This is a genomic window from Desulfobacterium sp. N47 (assembly GCF_051233685.1).
GTDB lineage: Bacteria > Desulfobacterota > Desulfobacteria > Desulfobacterales > RPRI01 > RPRI01.
The window spans coordinates 1-19,635 of record NZ_JBAMMY010000080.1 but is presented as its reverse complement, the minus strand read 5'-3'; the positions used below and the strand labels follow the sequence as shown (position 1 = coordinate 19,635).

At 41.8% G+C, this 19,635-nt stretch carries 19 protein-coding genes and 1 riboswitch; of the genes, 5 read left to right on the top strand and 14 right to left on the bottom strand.

Going from position 1 to position 19,635, the window contains the following annotated elements:
• Positions 1-315 (bottom strand): hypothetical protein (locus tag VXK47_RS05070; RefSeq protein WP_435547688.1); only part of this gene is annotated, 315 nt, incomplete at its 3' end.
• A gap of 355 nt (positions 316-670) precedes the next feature.
• Between VXK47_RS05070 and VXK47_RS05065 the strand changes: the two genes are divergently transcribed.
• The 5 genes from VXK47_RS05065 (at position 671) to VXK47_RS05045 (ending at position 8,456) form a co-directional block, all read left to right on the top strand.
• A complete protein-coding gene (locus VXK47_RS05065; RefSeq protein ID WP_435547687.1) occupies positions 671-2,146 on the top strand; it encodes a type I restriction-modification system subunit M in 1,476 nt (491 codons plus the stop codon).
• The gene (locus VXK47_RS05060; protein ID WP_435547686.1) at positions 2,143-3,219 is read left to right on the top strand and encodes a PDDEXK nuclease domain-containing protein; all 1,077 of its coding nucleotides are present in this window, start codon (positions 2,143-2,145) and stop codon (positions 3,217-3,219) included. The genes VXK47_RS05065 and VXK47_RS05060 overlap by 4 nt, the downstream gene beginning before the upstream one ends.
• Positions 3,220-3,235: 16 nt before the next feature.
• Positions 3,236-4,411, top strand: a complete 1,176-nt coding sequence (locus VXK47_RS05055; protein WP_435547685.1) for a restriction endonuclease subunit S — start codon at positions 3,236-3,238, stop codon at positions 4,409-4,411.
• On the top strand, positions 4,408-7,389 hold the full coding sequence (locus VXK47_RS05050; RefSeq protein ID WP_435547684.1) for a type I restriction endonuclease subunit R: 2,982 nt from the start codon (positions 4,408-4,410) through the stop codon (positions 7,387-7,389). Before VXK47_RS05055 ends, VXK47_RS05050 begins: the two co-directional genes overlap by 4 nt.
• Positions 7,390-7,475: 86 nt before the next feature.
• Positions 7,476-7,579, top strand: a riboswitch (TPP riboswitch).
• 103 nt (positions 7,580-7,682) lie between these two features.
• On the top strand, positions 7,683-8,456 hold the full coding sequence (locus VXK47_RS05045) for a thiazole biosynthesis protein (protein ID WP_435547683.1): 774 nt from the start codon (positions 7,683-7,685) through the stop codon (positions 8,454-8,456).
• On the opposite strand, the gene VXK47_RS05040 is transcribed toward VXK47_RS05045, so the two are convergent.
• The 13 genes from VXK47_RS05040 to VXK47_RS04980 form a co-directional block, all read right to left on the bottom strand.
• On the bottom strand, positions 8,440-9,921 hold the full coding sequence (locus VXK47_RS05040; protein WP_435547682.1) for an efflux transporter outer membrane subunit: 1,482 nt from the start codon (positions 9,919-9,921) through the stop codon (positions 8,440-8,442). The two genes, VXK47_RS05045 and VXK47_RS05040, sit on opposite strands and share 17 nt — an antisense overlap.
• The gene (locus VXK47_RS05035) at positions 9,914-11,281 is read right to left on the bottom strand and encodes an ABC transporter permease (protein WP_435547681.1); all 1,368 of its coding nucleotides are present in this window, start codon (positions 11,279-11,281) and stop codon (positions 9,914-9,916) included. The genes VXK47_RS05040 and VXK47_RS05035 overlap by 8 nt, the downstream gene beginning before the upstream one ends.
• The gene (locus tag VXK47_RS05030) at positions 11,278-12,024 is read right to left on the bottom strand and encodes an ABC transporter ATP-binding protein (protein ID WP_435547680.1); all 747 of its coding nucleotides are present in this window, start codon (positions 12,022-12,024) and stop codon (positions 11,278-11,280) included. Before VXK47_RS05030 ends, VXK47_RS05035 begins: the two co-directional genes overlap by 4 nt.
• Before the next feature lie 8 nt (positions 12,025-12,032).
• Positions 12,033-13,388 carry an efflux RND transporter periplasmic adaptor subunit gene (locus VXK47_RS05025; protein ID WP_435547679.1) on the bottom strand — a complete coding sequence of 452 codons (1,356 nt, stop codon included), beginning with the start codon at positions 13,386-13,388 and terminating at the stop codon, positions 12,033-12,035.
• Between the two features lie 395 nt (positions 13,389-13,783).
• Positions 13,784-14,185 (bottom strand): hypothetical protein, encoded by a 402-nt coding sequence (locus VXK47_RS05020; protein WP_435547678.1) that lies wholly within the window; start codon positions 14,183-14,185, stop codon positions 13,784-13,786.
• A gap of 79 nt (positions 14,186-14,264) precedes the next feature.
• Positions 14,265-14,600 carry a hypothetical protein gene (locus tag VXK47_RS05015; protein ID WP_435547677.1) on the bottom strand — a complete coding sequence of 112 codons (336 nt, stop codon included), beginning with the start codon at positions 14,598-14,600 and terminating at the stop codon, positions 14,265-14,267.
• Positions 14,601-14,602: 2 nt separating this feature from the next.
• Complete coding sequence (locus VXK47_RS05010; protein WP_435547676.1) at positions 14,603-15,211, bottom strand: RNA polymerase sigma factor; 609 nt, start codon at positions 15,209-15,211, stop codon at positions 14,603-14,605.
• A 146-nt stretch (positions 15,212-15,357) separates the two neighbouring features.
• Positions 15,358-15,693 (bottom strand): hypothetical protein, encoded by a 336-nt coding sequence (locus VXK47_RS05005; protein WP_435547675.1) that lies wholly within the window; start codon positions 15,691-15,693, stop codon positions 15,358-15,360.
• Positions 15,690-16,163, bottom strand: coding sequence for a hypothetical protein (locus VXK47_RS05000; RefSeq protein WP_435547674.1), 474 nt, complete (start codon positions 16,161-16,163; stop codon positions 15,690-15,692). Before VXK47_RS05000 ends, VXK47_RS05005 begins: the two co-directional genes overlap by 4 nt.
• 205 nt (positions 16,164-16,368) lie before the next feature.
• Positions 16,369-17,271, bottom strand: a complete 903-nt coding sequence (locus VXK47_RS04995) for a hypothetical protein (protein WP_435547673.1) — start codon at positions 17,269-17,271, stop codon at positions 16,369-16,371.
• The gene (locus VXK47_RS04990; RefSeq protein ID WP_435547672.1) at positions 17,262-17,420 is read right to left on the bottom strand and encodes a hypothetical protein; all 159 of its coding nucleotides are present in this window, start codon (positions 17,418-17,420) and stop codon (positions 17,262-17,264) included. Before VXK47_RS04990 ends, VXK47_RS04995 begins: the two co-directional genes overlap by 10 nt.
• A gap of 51 nt (positions 17,421-17,471) precedes the next feature.
• Positions 17,472-17,819, bottom strand: coding sequence for a hypothetical protein (locus VXK47_RS04985; protein ID WP_435547671.1), 348 nt, complete (start codon positions 17,817-17,819; stop codon positions 17,472-17,474).
• A gap of 241 nt (positions 17,820-18,060) precedes the next feature.
• Positions 18,061-19,509: an ISNCY-like element ISDssp5 family transposase gene (locus VXK47_RS04980; RefSeq protein ID WP_435547689.1), complete on the bottom strand. Its 1,449-nt coding sequence runs from the start codon at positions 19,507-19,509 to the stop codon at positions 18,061-18,063.
• Positions 19,510-19,635: the final 126 nt, after the last annotated feature.

Genomic DNA, 19,635 nt, shown 5'->3' with positions numbered 1-19,635 from the left:
AAGTTGACGTAAGTGCTTGAAATACTTGGTATATAAATTGCAATGCATTTTACATGCCATCTTTTTATGTTTTGTGAAAAAATATCGCAAAATTTTAAAACCATGTTTGAACGGCTTCAAAAACAGTGAAACTTTAGTTTTTATATATCCATCATTCTTTCTATCGCCGATGTTACCCCATGGCTTTATAGATTGAAAGCCTGCTTCTGCATAATTCATAATTGCAGTGAATATATCTTCGAATGCCTGCCCGTCAGCTTTTAAAATTTTATTTTGAAAAAAATATCGAGCAAGTGTCTTCTCTTGAATATTCAATTTGTTATCGACTCCATTTATATTATGTTTACCTGAATATACTCGATTAATTCGTTAATATCTCACAGCCAACTCTCATCACCAGCTATGTAGTATTTAATACCCGGTTCATGGAAAAATATCTTCTCTTAGAATTGTCTATTCTTTATACCAATATTTGTTTAAAATCAAATAAGTTCTATTGAAGGCCTGTGACGTGTTTATTGTCATAAAAAAGAGTAACATAACAGCTGGTGAAACACAGGAGGCATCAATATATGAGTTGATGGTGGCATTAAAGAGTGATAGACAAAAAAGATGCTCGGACGTCCATTTCACCGTAAAATTTAGAACTAAATTTAAGAAAGAATAATTTATGACCAAAAAACAACTTGAAGACTACCTCTGGGGCGCAGCCAATATTTTACGCGGAATGATTGATGCCGCAGATTTTAAGCAGTATATTTTTCCTTTGCTGTTTTTTAAGCGCATTAGCGATGTATGGGATGAGGAATATCAAACAGCATTGAATGAAAGTGGAAACGATCTCGATTATGCCGGGTTCCGTGAAAACCACCGGTTTCAGATACCAAAGGGCTGCCATTGGGAAGATGTGAGAAAGAAGACCATAGATGTTGGCGCTGCCCTTCAAAAAGCTATCAGCGGTATCGAAAAAGCCAACTTTGAAATGCTTCATGATGTTTTCGGCGATGCGCAGTGGACGAATAAGCGCCGGATGAGTGATGAAAAGATGCTCGATCTTATTGAGCATTTCAGTCAGATGGATTTAACGGTCAGTAATGTCCCTCACGACATCATGGGAGAAGGCTACGAATACCTGATTAAGAAATTTGCAGACGACAGCGGCCATACAGCAGCCGAGTTTTATACCAACCGCACCGTTGTAAAACTCATGACTCAAATTACAGACCCGCAAAGCGCTGAAAGCATCTATGACCCAACCTGCGGAAGCGGCGGTATTTTGCTATCAAGCGTGCTGCACCTAAAAGAACGAGGCAAGGAATACCGAAATTTAAAATTATACGGACAGGAGCTAAACCTGATTACATCAGCCATTGCCCGCATCAATATGTTTATGCACAATGTGGATGAATTTTTAATTGTGCAGGGCGATACGCTTGAAAGCCCGCAGATACTCGAAAATGATGAGCTTAAACAGTTTGATGTAATAATGGCAAATCCGCCATACAGTGTAAAGCGCTGGAATCAAAAAAAATGGATGAACGATCCTTTTGGCAGAAATATCTGGGGAACACCGCCGCAAGGTTGCGCCGATTATGCTTTTCAACAGCATATTATGAAAAGTCTAAAACCAGATACCGGCAGAAGCGTTGTGCTCTGGCCGCATGGCGTTTTGTTCAGAGATGCGGAAAGCCAAATACGCAGGAAAATGATTGAAGAAGATTATGTGGATGCTGTAATAGGCTTGGGCAAAAATCTTTTCTACAACAGCAGTATGGAAAGCTGCCTGCTGGTTTGCCGCATGAAGAAGCCGAAGGAACGCAAAGGCAAAATCATTTTTATTGATGCAAAACAGGAATTGAGGATTGAAAAAACCAATGCCTGGCTTGAACTGCAGCATATTAAAAAGATTGCTGATGCTTACTGGAAATTTAAAGAAGCTGAGGGTTTTGCCAAAGTAATGAGCAATAAAGAAGTGCTGGAAAATAATGGGAACCTGAGCTTGCAGCTATATGTAAAACAGACAAACAATATTATAGAACATGATACCTCAAAGCTGATTGCGGATATAAAAGCAGGGCAAAAGCAAATCAATAATTCGTTAGAAAATTTATTTACTGAACTAAAAAATATTGGAATTGAGGTATGACTAAGGAAATAGTCCCAAGTAATCTATATTTAAAAATTGCCGAACTTTTACAAACTGCAAGGCAGACAGTAGTGCGTGCCGTAAATCAAACAATGGTTTACACCTATTATGAAATTGGGAGGATGATTGTTGAGGATGAACAGCAAGGTAAAGAGAGAGCCGAATATGGCAAGCAGGTATTAAAAGAACTTTCAAAGCGGCTTACCGCAGATTTTGGCAAGGGATTTTCTGTAGAAAATTTAGATAGAATGCGTTTTTTCTATCAGATATATTCCAAATCAATTTCGTCAACAGTGTTGACGAAATCTGAGAAGACGACCGCCAACACTTACTCAATTCAGCAGACGGTTTCTGCTGAATTACAAGCACCTCGTTTTCAATTATCCTGGTCACATTACCTTAAACTGATGCGGATTGAAAACCACAATGAGCGAAGTTTTTATGAAATAGAATGTATTACAAACAATTGGTCGCTTAAAGAATTGCAACGACAATTTGATACCGCTTTATATGAACGATTGGCTTTGAGCAGGGATAAAAAGGGCATTAAACAATTGGCACAGCAGGGGCATCTTATTGAAAAACCTTCCGATGCAATAAAGGATCCTTATATTTTAGAGTTTCTTGGTTTGCCCGAACATCACCATTATTCTGAAACCGTATTAGAACAGGAAATTTTTGACAAATTAGAGCATTTTTTACTCGAACTCGGTAAGGGCTTTACCTTTGTCGGAAGACAGGTTCGTTTTACTTTTGATGAAAAACATTTTCATGTTGATCTGGTGTTTTATAACAGACTTTTAAAGTGCTTTGTTCTGATAGATTTGAAAATTGGTGAGCTTAGTCACCAGGATCTTGGTCAGATGCAGATGTATGTCAATTACTATGACCGTTTTGTAAAACTCCCCGATGAAAATAAAACCGTGGGTATTGTACTTTGCCGCGACAAAAACGAAACCCTTGTTGAAATTACTCTGCCGGAAGATAATGACCAGATCTTTGCCAGCCGCTACCAGACCATATTGCCGGACAAACAAGCGTTTATTGAGCTTTTGAATGAGGGTGAAGTATGAGGTATGAGGTATGAGGTTGAGAAAGGATAAGTGGGAGTTGGTTAAACTTGGAGGTATTTGCGAAATCGATCCTTCGAAACGAGAGCTTGCGGACATTGCAAGTGATACTTTAGTTTCGTTTGCTGAAATGGCAGATTTAAACGAGAAAAGGCCGTATTTTAATTTTTCTAGAAAAAGTAATTTAGGCGTACTTAAAAAAGGTGGTCTAAGTTATTTCAAAGACGCCGATGTTCTTTTGGCAAAAATGACACCTTGTTTTGAAAATGGAAAGAGTGGATTAGTTGCAGGCTGTTTAAACGGCATTGGTTTTGGTTCAACAGAATTTTTTGTGTTACGTGGTGTCAAAATTGACCCATATTTGCTCTATTCAATAATTTCAAGCGATTTCTTTATTGATAGTGGTAAGTTAATGATGCTTGGTACAACCGGCAGAAAAAGATTAATGAAAGATTTTGTGGCTAACTATCAAATTCCTCTTCCCCCCCTCGAAGAACAAAAACAAATCGCCGCTCTTTTTCAATCCATAGAAACCGCTATAGAGCAGGTAGAGGTGCAGGAAAAGAATTTGCAAAACTTAAAAAATCAACTACTTTGTGAATTGTTTAGTGAGGCATTACAATTTACCAATTATTTGAATAAAAATGATTTTGAGAAAATTAAGTTTGAAAAGATTGCGTTAAACATTTCTGAAAGAGTAGAGCCCCAAAAGACAACTTTGGATACTTATGTCGGATTAGAACATTTAGACCCTGATAATCTTGTTATCGCAAGAACGGGAAAACCGGATGATGTAATTGGTACAAAATTAAAAATTTATAAAGGTGATATTATATTCGGAAAACGCAGAGCCTATCAGCGCAAAGTTGCTGTTTCACATTTTGACGGCATTGCATCTGCACACAGCATGATTTTAAGAGCCAATGAAAAATATATCGAAAAAGAGTTTCTTCCTTTCTTTATGCAATCCGATGTTTTCATGAACAGAGCGGTTCAAATTTCGGAAGGCTCTCTTTCGCCAACAATCAAATGGAAAACATTGGCAGCACAGGAATTCATTTTGCCCAAGAAAGAAAAACAAAAGGAATTAACCAAATTATTTAAACAATTTGATACTACACGGGACCAACTCAAGCAGCAAAAAACCACTCTCAAAAACCTGAAACAAAAACTATTAAGCGAGATTTTAGGATGAGCACATTCAACGAACTAAACAGCGTAGAATATTTCATTATCCACCGGCTTACCGGCATTAACCTGAACAAGGTCCAGCATGGTAAGGTAAAGGAAGAGGAGCTTCCCTATGGCGATAATGCAAAATGGAAATATATCCAGTCCGAATTGCTTCAAAGAGAAATTACCGATGTTTTTCTGGAAAAGGAATTGAAAGAATCCCTGATCCGCCTCAATCCCGCAATAAAATCAAACCCCGACCGCGCTGAAGAAGTAATTTTCAAACTTCGCGCTATTCTTATTGCTGTCGGCAATGTGGGGCTTGTGCGTGCTAATGAAGAATTTGCCAAATGGTTACGGGGAGAAATTTCCATGCCTGTCGGTAAAAACAATGAACATGTAAATATTCGTCTGATAGACTTTGAAAAAATAGCTAACAACTCTTTTTTACTGACGAATCAATTCAAAATCAGAGCCAGAGAAACAAAAATTCCCGATATCGTTATGTTTGTAAATGGGATTCCTCTTGTTGTCGGCGAAGCGAAAACCCCTGTCAGACCTGCTGTAAGCTGGTTGGATGGCGCTCATGATATTCATGTCATTTATGAAAATGCGGTGCCGCAGCTTTTTGTTCCTAATGTGTTTTCTTTTGCGACTGAAGGAAAAGAACTTTTTATAGGGGGAGTGAGAACGCCATTAGAATTCTGGTCACCATGGCGGCTTGAGGATGAAAAGGATGAATTGTATTATTTTGCCGGCTTACAGGATATATCAAAACAGATAACGCACTTATTAAAGCCTTCAACATTATTAGATATTTTGCAGTATTTCACAGTGTATGCAACGAACAGCAAAAAGAAAAAGATAAAGCTCGTATGCCGATACCAGCAATATGAAGGCGTCAATGCCATTGTTGAACGGGTTAAAGAAGGCAAAATAAAGAAAGGTTTAATCTGGCATTTTCAGGGATCGGGTAAATCGTTGTTAATGCTGTTTGCCGCTCAAAAAATGCGAAAGCAGCAGGAGCTTGGAAATCCCACTGTCATAATAATGGTTGACCGAATAGATCTCGACACGCAAATAACGGCAACTTTTAATACTGCCGAAGTTCCGAATATGGAGACAACCGACAATATTAAAGAACTGCATGACCTCTTGGAAAAAGATACCAGAAAAATCATCATTACAATGATCCATAAGTTTAAAGATGCCTATCCAGACATGAACAAGCGCGAAAATATCATTGTGATGGTGGATGAAGCGCACAGAACACAGGAAGGTGATCTTGGCCGCAAGATGAGAAGCGCTTTGCCCAATGCATTTCTATTCGGTTTAACCGGAACGCCTATAAACAAAGCTGATAAAAATACTTTCTGGGCGTTTGGAGCGGATGAGGATAAAAGTGGCTACCTGAGCCGATATACCTTTCAGGACAGCATTCGTGATAACGCTACACTACCTTTGCATTTTGAACCGCGCTTGCCGGATTACCACATTGATAAAGAGAGCCTCGATATTGCTTTTAAAGAGATGGCAAATGACCTGAGCGAAGAGGATCGCAACAAACTCAGCCAGAAAGCCGCTAAAATGGCGGTATTTTTAAAGTCTCCGGAACGTGTGAAAACCATAGTTCAAGATATAGTGGAGCATTTTCAAAAGCATGTGGAGCCGGAAGGTTTTAAAGCCCTGATTGTAACCCCTGACCGCCATGCCTGTGTTCAGTATAAAGAGGAGTTGGACAAATTATTTTCTCCTGAATCCAGCACCGTCGTCATAAGCACTTCAGCCAATGATGATTTGGAGTTCAAGCAAAAGTTCGCACTGGACAGAGACCGGCACGAAAAGGTAATTGAAAAATATAATGATTCAAACTCACCGCTTAAATTTCTTATTGTTACTGCAAAACTGCTGACCGGTTTTGATTCGCCTATTTTACAAACAATGTATCTGGACAAATCGCTTAAAGACCATACGCTGCTGCAGGCAATTTGCCGGACAAACCGGCTTTTCCCGAATAAAACTTTCGGACGGATAGTCGATTACTTTGGTGTTTTTGATGATACGGCGAGTGCCCTGTCATTTGATGAAGAATCTGTAAAAAAAGTTATCAGTAATCTCCAAGAGCTGAAAGACAAACTCCCTGAACAAATGACACTTTGCTTATCTCATTTTGCGGGCTTGGATAGAACCGTTGAGGGTTTTGAAGGCTTGCAGGCTGCACAGGATTGTATTAGTTCAAATGACAAACGGGATGCTTTCGCAAAAGACTTCAGTTTATTATCAAAACTATGGGAAGCTCTTTCTCCGGATGATGTATTAAAAAATTACCAAAAGGATTATAAATGGCTTTCGCAGGTTTACATCTCGGTTAAACCGGGTTCCGACGATAACGGAAGATTATTGTGGCATGCATTGGGAGCGCAGACAACGGCGCTTATCCATGAGCATATCCATGTTGCCGGTATTAACCACGATATGGAAGAGATGGTTTTGGATGCCGATGTAATTGACAACTTAATGAATAAAAAAGACCCGAAAGATGCAGATAAAATTATAAAAATATTATCGGGCAGGCTGGATAAAAACAAAGGAAATCCTGTTTTTAGAAAGTTAAGTGAAAGGCTTGAAGCTTTAAGAGACAAGGCGGAAAAAGGTTTAATCAATAGTATCGAATTTATTAAACAGCTTTGCGAAATCGCAAAAGAAACTTTACAGGCTGAAAAGCAAAAAGATAACGGTGAACAGCAAAAATCAGCAAAAGCGGCATTAACGGAATTATTCCTTGAACTTAAAACAGATAAAACACCGGCCATTGTTGAGAGAATAGTAAATGATATTGATGAGATTGTGCGACTTGTCCGATTTGACGGTTGGCAAAATACTATTCCAGGAGAAAGAGAAGTCCAAAAATCTTTACGCAAGACATTGTTGAAATATCAATTACACAAAGATGAAGAGCTATTTAATAAATCGTATGAGTATATTAAAGAATATTATTGAATCAAACTCATCCCTAAAACAAAACATCAATAGGAATTGCTGTTGACAATATCATTGTAAAATCTGTAATATTGTCTAAAATTATTAATATATGTTAGGGGTGTTGCAAAGCAGCTGAGAACCCAAAAACGGGTAACCCTTGGAACCTGATCAGGATAATGCCTGCGAAGGGAAACGAGTCTTCTGATATAACGGCCGTTTCTCTATTTATGGGAAACGGTTTTTTTTGTTAATTCCAGACCCGGCCGGATTGATAATTTTAAACATTGGCCGGAAAGAAAGGGGTAAGTATTATGGCATTGGATGAAGTTGTCATCTCTCAGGCTATTATTGAGCGGTATTATAAAAAACTTATAGATAACCTTGAAACCGATGTTGCGATAGTAGGTGGCGGACCATCAGGTTTAATTGCAGGTTATTTTCTTGCAAAAGCCGGAAAAAAGGTAGCGCTCTATGAACGAAAACTCAGCATAGGCGGTGGCATGTGGGGTGGTGGCATGCTGTTTAATGAAATTGTCGTTCAGAAAAGTGCGATTCATCTGCTTGAGGAATTTGGCATTCGTTATAATCATTTTAAAGAAGATTATTATACAGCCGATTCAATTGAGGCAATTACTTCCTTAACCGCCGGAGCTATCCGGGCAGGTCTTACAGTATTTAACTGCATTTCCGTAGAAGATGTAATGATGCGTCCGGAAGGCATCATGGGGCTTGTAATCAACTGGTCTCCTGTTGAGATGGCCGGATTACATGTTGATCCGCTTACCGTAAGAACAAAATTTGTTGTTGATGCCACAGGGCACGCGACTGAAGTAGTAAAAGTGGTAGTAAAAAAAGTTCCGGGAAAGCTGTCGACACCAAGCGGTGCGATTGAAGGTGAAAAATCCATGTGGGCGGATAAAGCTGAAAATCTTACACTTGATAACACACAGGAGATTTTTCCCGGATTATATGTAGCGGGTATGGCTGCAAATGCAACTTTCGGCGGGCCGAGGATGGGTCCGATTTTCGGAGGTATGCTTCTTTCCGGTGATAAAGTGGCTAAAGAACTTATTCAACGATTATAGTTCCCCATCCGCCGCCAATGGCCTTGTAAAGAGCAACCAGATTGGTTGAAACGGTGCGTGTGCTTTGAGCAAGAGCATCTTCTGAAGCATAAAGGGAGCGCTGGGCTAAAAGCACATTCAGAAAATCCGTCTGGCCGTGGATATAAAGCTGTTTGGCAAGATCTACGGCCTTTTTGTTTGCGGCAACTGCATCAGAAAACGCTTTTTTCCGCTCCTCTTCTTTTGTTGAGGCAATAAGTGCATTATCCACCTCCTTTAGCGCTGTGAGGATGGTTTGCTTGTAGGTAATTGCAGATTGTTCCTGTAAAGCTTTCTGCAGCTCGATATTGGATATCGTTTTACCTGTATTGAAAATCTGCCAGCTTACCGAAGGCCCAAACGACCAGAATCGGTTTACTCTGTCCATCCATGAATTGAACTCATCGTTTTGAAAACCTGCTGAACCTGAAATGCTGAATTTAGGGAAAAGGTCGGCCGTAGCAACCCCAATGCGCGCTGTAGCGGCGTGAATTTGTGCTTCTGCTCTTCTTATATCCGGGCGTCTTCGCAAAAGATCTGACGGAACTCCAACAGGAACCAAAGGTGAAGCGGCAGGTATGTCGGATGATTCCTTAAGCTCTGTAAGCAAAGCTGCCGGCTCACGGCCGATAAGCAGGCTTAAGCTGTAAATCGACTGCTCGGCTGAAGCTTCCAGCAGAGGAATCTGGGCTGCTGTCGTTGCCGCCTGGGCATCGGCATTTGCCGCATCAAGGCTGTTTGCAAATCCGGCTGTAACTATTTTGTGCGTAAGCTCGGCTGTATGCTTCTGTGCTGCAAGATTATTACGGGCAATATTAAGGCGCTGCTGATAAGCTCTTAGATCGATATAGTTAACGGCAACCTCTGCGGCCAAAGTCACCAATACATCATTTCGTCCTTCAATAACAACATTAAGATCAGCATCGGCTGCTTCAACACTTCGCCGGACACCACCAAAGATATCCAGCTCCCAGGCCGCATCAAAGCCTGCCTGATACTGGCTGGATGTTATACCGTCATTTGCTGCTGCTGATTGCGGCGAGTGGCTGCGTCTGTAAGAACTTACTGCGTTTAAAACAGGTCCGAATCCTGAAAGCGAAACTCCTCTTGCCGCTCTGGCCTGCCGGATACGGGCTTCTGCCTGCCTGATATCCAGATTTGATTCTATGGCTCTGTTGACAAGTGAAACAAGCAGCGGATCATTGAAAGCAGTCCACCAGCAAGCTATATCTTTTTCAGTTATGGTATTTGTATCGGACTTTGGGGCTGGTCCTGCCCAGGTGGATGGAAGAGTTGTTTCAATCGGCTTGTAGTCAGGGCCTACTGCACAACCGTTTATCAATATCAGACAAAGCAGAAGGACAAGGCTGCATATTTTAGCCAAACGCAGCGTAGCAAGGTTCATTTTTAAAGCAGTATACATGTTGTCATAGTTTTTTTTACTCATAGCGCAGCGCCTCGATCGGATCAAGCCGTGATGCTCTCCACGCAGGATAATATCCAAAAATTATACCTACTCCGGCAGATACTAAAATAGCTGCGGCAATTGCACCAGGCGAATTTTCAACAGGCCATCTAAGAAAAAAGTGTACAAGCCTGGAGCCGCCGTGACCCAGAAGAATTCCCAATCCTCCTCCGACAAGACAAAGGACTATGGATTCCACAAGAAATTGCCTCAAGATATCGCGTGCTCTGGCCCCAACCGCCATTCTCAGGCCTATCTCACGGGTTCGTTCGGTAACCGACACAAGCATTATATTCATTATCCCGACTCCGCCTACAATAAGTGAAATCAATGCAACGGAAAGCAGTAGATTAGTCATCATTTTTGTTGTTGATGAAAGCATATCTACCATTTCACTCATGTCCCTGATATTAAAGTCATCCGGTTCTCCGTTTCTGATACGGTGGCGTTCACGAAGCACTTCTGTTATCTGGGTGATAAGAGAAGGAATCTGAGCTGTGGAAATTGCTGCCATCATAATCTGATCTATATTGGCAAAACGTATCGGCATAGGATTATTTACAGCCTGAACGGAGGATTGTTCAGGATAAAGGCTTGGAGAATCACCCGAATATAAGCTGCTGAGTGTATTTACCGATGAGGATGTTGCGGAACTGCTCTGGTTTATATTATCAAGAGTCGAACCTGTAACCCTGTATTTTATTGTAGTCCACGGAGCTATAATGGTGTCATCCTGGTCCATTCCCATCATATTTGCCCCTTTGGCTGAAAGTACGCCTACCACCCTGAATGATACATTCTTTATGCGGACTTCTTTGCCTATTGGTGATTTGCCTTCAAACAACTCCCGGACAAGGGTTTGGCCGAGAACACAAACTTTATTACCATTAAGCACATCACGATTGTCAAATACTTCTCCTTCAGATAGGTTTGTCCAGTCGCGCACTTCTAGAAATTCAGGGCTAGTTCCATATATTGATGAGGGAACCCAGTTACGGTTACCATAAACTACCTGAGTACGGGCGCGAACTACAGGAGCTGCAGTTAAAACGGAAGGACATTCACGGATTATGGCATCACAATCTTCAGATGTAAGAGTCATAGCACTTCCTGAACCAAAACTTATGCCCCCGCTGGATGCTGTTCCGGGACGAACAAGTACGGTGTTTGCACCCATACTTGCTACTGATTTTTTAATTGCAGCAGAGGAGCCGTTTCCTATTTCCATCATGGCAATAACAGCACCTACACCGATTACGATCCCAAGAGTTGTGAGCATTGCCCGCATTGGATTCCGCAGAAGTGCCTGAAGAGCGATTTTTATTGTGCGATGGGTTTTCATACATCCTCATTAATTTGCATAGAATCGACAGGAGTTGAAAATCCTGACTCATTCTGACATGGTACTTCATTTACTATCACACCATCATTAATGCGAATGATCCGGTCGGCATATTTAGCCACAGCCGCATCATGAGTGACAAGCACTATTGTAATCTTATCTTGCCTGTTCAGTTGGCGAAACATCTCAAGCACCTCAGTGCTGGTATTGGAATCCAGATTTCCGGTTGGCTCATCGGCAAAAAGCACAGGAGGACTATTAATCAGCGCTCTTGCAATTGCTACCCGCTGTTGCTGTCCTCCTGAAAGTTTTGAAGGCTCGTGATCAAGTCTGTCCTGCAATCCTACACGGCTTAACATTTCTATAGCCCTTTTTTTAGCCTTACCGTCAGAGATAGAATCTGTTGTGTATGTGAGAGGCATAGCGACATTTTCCACGGCACTGGCGCGGGGAAGCAGATTAAAGCTTTGAAACACAAACCCCATCTTTTTATTTCGTATAAACGCGCGTTCATCGGATGATATTTTCCCAACATTTTGTCCATCAAGCAGATATTCCCCGGATGTTGGTCTGTCCAGACATCCCAGAATGTTCATCAATGTGCTTTTGCCTGAGCCTGATGCGCCCATAAGGGCAACCAGTTCACCGGCTTTTATCTGTATTGTAATGCCTTTCAGCACCTCAACATCTATTTCGCCGATATTATAGGTTTTATAGATATTCTTTAATTCAATTAATTCCATGGTTATTTTTAGTGCCTGCCTCTGCCCATATTAGGAACAAATGGATTGGATGTGTCTTCCGTATCGGAATTTGTTTGAACCTGCTGACCCAAAATAACCCCAAGTCCTTCTTTAAGACCATCACCTTCAACTTGTGTCAGCATACCATCACTGGTTCCCACGGTTAGCTGTAATGGTTCCGGAAGGTTTCCTGAGCGAATGATCCAGACTGTGCCTTTCTTTTTGCCGTTTGGATGCTTTTGCTCTTTATTGTTACCGGATCTCTTATCCTTTTTCAAATTTTCTTCATCGCCTGCAGATTTTAAAAGCAGATCACGATATTTCGGATCAACCTGCTCTGAAGTTGGCGTCCAGCGCAGGGCGGCGTTTGGTACTGTGAGAACATTGTTGAGACGGTCTAATTCAAACTGAACATTTGCTGTAAGATATGGAAGGAGACGTCCGTTTGAATTGTCGGTTATAATCTCAACAGTGTAAGTAACTACATTCTGGCTCATGGATGCATTTAGCCGTACTTTACCAACCTCTCCATGAAACAATTCTCCCGGAAATGCATCTACCGTAAAGCTGACCTTTTGACCTGAATGGATCTTGCCGATATCGGCCTCATTAACGGCAACCCATACCTGCATGCGTTTTAAGTCTTTAGCAATCAGAAAAAGGCTTGGCGCATTCAGACTTGCAACAACAGTCTGACCGATATTAACACGCCGGTCAATGATAACGCCTTTAACGGGCGATTTAATCGTACAATACCCAAGATTTTGCTGTGCCCGTTTAAAAGCCGCCTCAGATTGAGCCACAGCAGCTACGGCCTGTTCAATTGTTGCCCGGCTAACCGCAAGGTTTGCCACAGCTGTTTCATAACCGGACTTATAAGCATCATAAGCGGTTTCAGCAAGAGCCTCTGAAGGGCCAAGCTTTTGCGCCCGCTCCCAGTCCCGCTTTGCCTGGTAAAGCTTTGCTTTTATCTGCTCGATATCGGCTTTGGCTCGTTCAAGAGAAGCCCTGGATTGCTGTACCTGAGCAGCAGCCTGAGCAGCATCGGCAGCATATAGTGAGTCATCGATCTGGGCAAGCACTGTCCCTTCTCCAATAACCGAGCCATAATCTATAGTTTTGTTGTTCTTATCTTTACCAAATTCCAGTATTCGTCCGGCAACCTGTGCGCCGACATCAATCACTTCCTCCGGTTCTACCGTTCCGGTTGCGCTGATGGTAACCATAAGGTCGCCTCGTTTAACCTTTTCGGTACGATATGAAACAGACTGGTCATTGCTTTTCTTAAAAAATATAACAAAAGCAATGAGCGCAAGTGCTAAAACTAAAACCGTAATAATAGTACGCCTGATCATAGGTTTCATAGTTTTTAAACTCTTAAGATATTGTAATTTTGATGGTAAAATCGTAAGTAAAATTTTCGAAAGTGGCTCTATGTAAATATTAATTTTTGAATTCATGTCCCTTTATAGGTATTTTCCCAATAATACTCTAATTTTGTTTTCAGTACAGCAATCAACATGCCAAGCATTCTTCAACACTTCAACTATTTATAACTTATTTAATATACATAATTTTATCAGGTTTCCCAACAAGTTTTTATGTTGGAAAAAAGATAGGTTATGGATAGTGTGTATGCAGAATTTTAAGATAAGAAATATTGTGTGGATACAAAGTATCCATCAAGTCTATAGCTATTGCCCGAATAATGTTTGGATTGCAGTCTTTCTATTTGGTTGGGGATAAACAATCGCAGCCTTTAAGGATTTTGATCCGAACAATTCCTAATCATATTCCATCGTTCAAGAAATCTATTGTATAGTTCATCCATTTTTTCCTGTTGTTTCTGCGAAAGTTCCGTTTTGATCTGGGCAATACCACTGCTGATGATTTCCTCTGTTTCCGGCTGATGCCGACGGCGAAGTTCCAGCAATCGCAGCTGGGTTTTGCGGACAGTTTTAAATACCTCGGCTTGCTGGGATTCCGAAAGGTCCAAACGGCTTGCGAGCCTTTTTGTGACCAGTTTTGCCACAGCCGGACGTCCTCCCTGAATCAGGGAAAAGATTGTATGACGTACAAAGATGCCGGTACCGACGGCACCGATATAGATCCCGGCAAGAAATATTATGATTAAACCCGTCCACAGTTTCCATTTTTTCATATCAAACTCCTTCTGTGGTTTTTTGACAATCCAAACTCATACAAGCATCTTTTCCGGATTACGGATCAGAAAATGCAAATTACAGTGCAAACAAACCCGTTGTCAGCGCTACAAATGGTTCATTTATAAATAAATTCATTGTAACTTGTTCCGGTATAAATGTTGTCCCGAAAGTGTAAATCGATAAGACAAGAGCTACCAGACCGGCGACCGTTCCAAAACGCCACACAATACGCTGGGCAACGGCTGTATACCACCAACTTCCTGGCTGCATAAACAAATGTTGTCCATGTGTGCGCACCTTTGCCATCACACGCATGTTCCATTCCGTATCAGTTTCGGAGGGCTCTGTAAGGCTAAGGTGCGTCTTGATAAGAGCATCTTCTATCTTTGTTACAAAATCCTTTTCCGTCATATTCAGATATCTCCCGATAACATAGCGGCAATTCGTTTTCGCATCTTTTTTCGCGACCTGTGCACCCGGACTTTCACGTTAATCGAGCTCCAACCAAGAACCTGTGCCGCCTCTTTAACCGAAAGTCCATCAAGGTGTACCAGAGTAAGAGCCATCCTGTCTTCTGCGGAAAGATCAGCCAGTGCCCACTGTAAAATCTCTCTTGCCTCTTTTTGGTTTTCAATATTGTTAAATACATCTTCCGACTTGGCAGCAAGAACTTCATCAATCCATCTCTTGTGATCCTCAGTCAGAGCACTGATTGATATTTCATGATTTTGGTAATGCTGTCTCCAGTAATCGTAACAGCAGTGTATTGCTATGCCGGCAAGCCATTTCCTGAACATTTTGCGCTCATCATAATTTGGCAATGACTTGTAAACTTCAATAAAGATTTCGTGTGAAAGATCCGCAACCACATCGGCAGGAAGACGTCCGGAAACGATTTTGAAGATATACCCGCGGTATCTGTTCAGGATAATTTCAAAATCGTTGATCCGCCCACTGAGAATACGTCCGATAATTTCAGCATCTGTTGTTATGTCAGACCCGTCTTCAACGTTACTCTGCATCAAATAGCATACTCCCGGCCTGGTAAAAAATAACCCTGTCTTAACTGGGTTTTACTCTACAAGCCGGATATAAACTTTTGCTGATCATTTAATTATTAAAACTATCGCTTCGTAATTATCCAGCTATTGTCTTAGATCCTTAATGATTAACGCTTACGCAAGTTGCGAAAATTTTCCCGCATTGTTTCTTTCGATTTTTCCAGTTCTTCGCGGGAAATATTGCCATCGTGATTCGTGTCAATGTTTTCCAGCCGTTTCTGCATGGCGGTATGCCATTCTACTTCACTGATCAGACCGTTACCATCAGTATCGGCATTATTGAAGAAAACATCCATCGGTTTTTCCCCTGTTGCTGCAAATGGTGCCGCAAGACTTTCGGAAAGAAGAAAAGATAAAGATATAATTACTACGCATGTTAGAATAATTGCTAAGTGCCTGCACAAATTAATGCCGAATAAGATTCGTTGTTTACTGTTTTTCATTGGCTTTCTCCTGTAATTGCAACATTTTTTGTCCAGGTCTTGGTTTCAGGGTCCCATTGCCCCTGTGCCGAGCGGGTGGCGGTGTTGCCCTGAGGTCCGGTCATTGTGGTGCTACTGTTATAGCCTTCATCCGTTTTGGTTGCCGTAGTATTTCGGGTGGCGCTTTGTCCGTTGGCCCCTGTTGATGTCACACTTTTCGTCCAGGTCTTGGTTTCAGTGTCCCATTGCCCCTGCGCCGAGCGGGTGGCGGTGTTGCCCTGAGGTCCGGTCATTGTAGTATTTCTGCTATAGCCGTTGCCGGTCCGGTTAGTCGCTATATTGCGTGATGAACTTCGGCCCTGTGGCCCACTGCGGGAAACATTGCGCTGCCAGGCCATAGCCTCCATTGCAACCGTAAGAAACAACAGAGTTAACATCAAAACTGTCATCTTCATAAAAGAACCGGTTTTGTACAACTTTTTACTTTTCATGTTTTTTCTCCTTGATTTTCATAGAAATTTTGGCATTATTTTTCAGGCTGAAATTATCCTTTGTATTCATATTCGGAAAGAAAACAGAAAAGGTTACATCCTGCTGCAAAATAATTATGCTGTTTAAGTGATTCAGAGCTCTGGAAGCAGATATATTGCTCCCCGTTGCAAGCAACGGGGAATACGCATGCTGCTGGAGTTTAAATTATCCCTTGGGAAGGACTGTTGCTTTGGCTGTCTCAAAGTAGGTCTGGCAATCATCCATTGGAACATTACGTCCGTCGGAGAAGACAACACTGCCGTTGGTTCTGCCAAGCACGCAGTAGTGTGTAGTATAACCCTTGGCCAGGTGAAAGCCGTATAGTGCCCTTGACCATGTAGCCACATTCATCTCAACATTTGCAGCATCAGATTCCATCCTGATCTTCCATTTAATGGGAATAGTCACATCGGTCATCGGATCTTTCCATCTCTCCAATGGCTCAACTGTGATCTGGCCGGGACCGTAACCAAGGACCTGATCACCACTCCAGACACGTCCCAGAAAATGGTTTGCCTCGGGTTCGGCAAAGCAAAATACTTTTACGGATTCACTGAAACACCATCTCCAGATATAACCCGTGGAATGTCCCAAAAGTGTTAATACATCCCAGCCTTTTCCCAGGCAGGTTCGCTCGCGGACCGCCCATCCTTCATCAAGGGTATATTTTTTACCCTGATATGTAAAGCTTCCCGATGCCCAGCAAAGGTGTTCATTACCTGCCAGGCTCTTAACGGGAAGGTCAGTCCAGGGACCATGATATGGAATGGAATCGCCGATGCCGCCAATCGTTAAGTCAAGATCCACACCCATGTGCTCTCCCTTTAACTCCCAGTAAGGCAGGCGACATGTAATCCGGCGGTTGCCGGTTTTCCAGATTACCCGGTCGGATTCCTGAACCACCTGAAAGTTTGCGGATTCATCTGTCGGTCCGATGCGGTTGCCGACAAATTCGTTATTGGATATAGTGCGATGGTCGCTTGGAGTGATAATCAGATTCGTCTGCTGTATAATTCCATCGGCAATGCCCCAGACTTTTCCTCCCACATGGTACATGCCTAATGCCATAAAGGATCTTTACCTTCACTTTTGCCCATAATCAGAAATGCAATATGGTCCTGGAAGTGTTCACTTAATTGTTCTTTGGGCAGTTCCCTCATGTGATTCATCTCATCTGCTGTCTTGACATTACTTGTAGCCTTTTTTTGTTCTTTCATTATCCTACCTTTCTTGTATTATTTTGATGGACTCGTAAAAAGTTATCATCATTATAAGGCAATTATATCGTGGATACCGTAACCATTTTCAAGGACATATTCTTTCCCTCCGACAGCTATTGTACCTTCTAATCGGCAATACTGTTCATAACCGGCCCGTAGTTCTGTGCTTAAATCTGGCCAAGGCCCATAAGAACGGGTAAACTTTCCCAGACCGTCCAAAACAAGATTGCACTCTACTCCCTTATACTCTCCCTTATACTCCCAATAAGGTGGGCGGCAGATAAGCAGCCGCTCTCCCGTCTGCCGGATAATCTTGTCAGATTCATGAATGATTTGAGCTTCGTCTTTCCATTCCCTTGAGTCCTGACGGTTACCTATGAAATCATTATTGTACATACTGCAATCCTGGTCATGCGATATCATAAGAAAAGTTGTTTGACCAATCATAGCATTATCTAGTGTCTGAACGGAAAGTCATAGTTTTTTTAAAGTCAGCCGGATAGCTGATGGCAGTTTATTAAATTACTACCATTCAAATCATTGGCATCCGATTGTGAATCAAGTTTTTGCGATATTTTCTCAACAACCGGACGCACCCCTCCGTCAGTTACTCATTTTTTATATAAAATGCTTTCTTTTATGCCGCGTTACGTCGTCTCTGACGGCTTAAATCTTTTTGCTGAATCAGATGGCCCAATATCTGTATGTTTCTGGCTAAAACGGATAAAGCAACATAGCGTTTAAATCCATGCAGGCCGTGATCCGGACAGCGATCCAATCCATGGTTCTCCAAAGCATTAATGGAAGATTCTACTGCGCTATGTTTATGCCTGGATTCAATAAATTCTTCCGAGTTCTCTATTCGTTTGTCTTTTTCGGATAGCCGCCCCTTTTTGGGTAAGACGACGTAATCCAATATATTTGACAGCTGCTTGCCGTTGTCAGGAGTATAAAAACCTTTGTCAAAACTGCATCCGGAAAGATTTTCAAATCTTTGTTTGGCCTGCTTCGCCATGGTAACAGCTACTTTATCATCGGTCTGTCGTTCCATTACCTGGTGATGCAGAATAAACCCATATTGATCTTTCAGTATGCAAACCTTTAAGCCCAACTCCTGTGGTACGCCGGCTTTCCCTTTGCTGATCCACTCGGTGTGCTGCTCAAAAATTGAAAAGACTTTTTCTTCGTGCGGTATCTTTTCATCTAAAACGGCTCTTCTTAGAATCTGGTCAATTTGCCGATCTGCATGACCAATATACTCTTCAACCTTACTCAGCCTGATATTTTGAGACGTTGATAATATCAGCATCTCCCGTAAAATCCGGATTGTCTCTTTGACCTTGAATACTAAGGCATGGCAGACATCGATGTAATTCCGGTGCTGTTCAACAATTAATTTATTTCCGGTTTCCTTTTTAGATTCATTATTTGATGTTGAATGTTTGAGCCTTTGAATTCTTCGCAGCAGACGCTTTATTTTTATTATATGATGATGGCTTTGACGCCAGTCGGTAATGCCAGCCTCACAACAAATGATTGCAATCAGGATTATCATCTTGCGCATGGCATCAAACAACAGATTTGTGTCAGTCGGAAAATGCACATCGGTTTCAACAACAAAAGAATCGCAGCTGCCTCTTAATTCCTGTTTTGTCGCAATAATGCTGTGCCCGGCTTTAACAGCAATTTGATTAATCTCATCCAATATATGCGGAGCCAGTAAAACAATATTATCCTTTATGGTCTGCAAAGCATAGTTTGAATCAAGATCAGTTTCACTGTGCCCGGGCATCTGACGTAATTTATGATGATTGTTGGCCATCTCATGGATTTTATCGTAGTCCCGGTTGCAGTTTAGACGCAATGTTCCCAAAACCAGTATCTTCCACAGGTCCATGCCCGTTCTTCCAATTTCATGACTTGCTTTCGGCACAATCCGTTTCAGAATATTAAATACCTTTTTACGTAACGACGGTGTGCTATAAATGTATTGCAGTCCTATCATCAGCTTGGGAATTTCATCCCGGGATTTAAGATCAAATTCGATGTCGGCGATGTCCTTTTTCCAAAATTGAGGAGATTTAATAAGTCGGTCAAGATTTGCCGCAAGGCGACCACCGTGTCGATTTAAGTGTTAACGTCGGCGAAATATCCTTTCACGCATTGCATATCAAAGATGTTTTGGAGGGGATAGCGGTAAAAGACAGCAAAG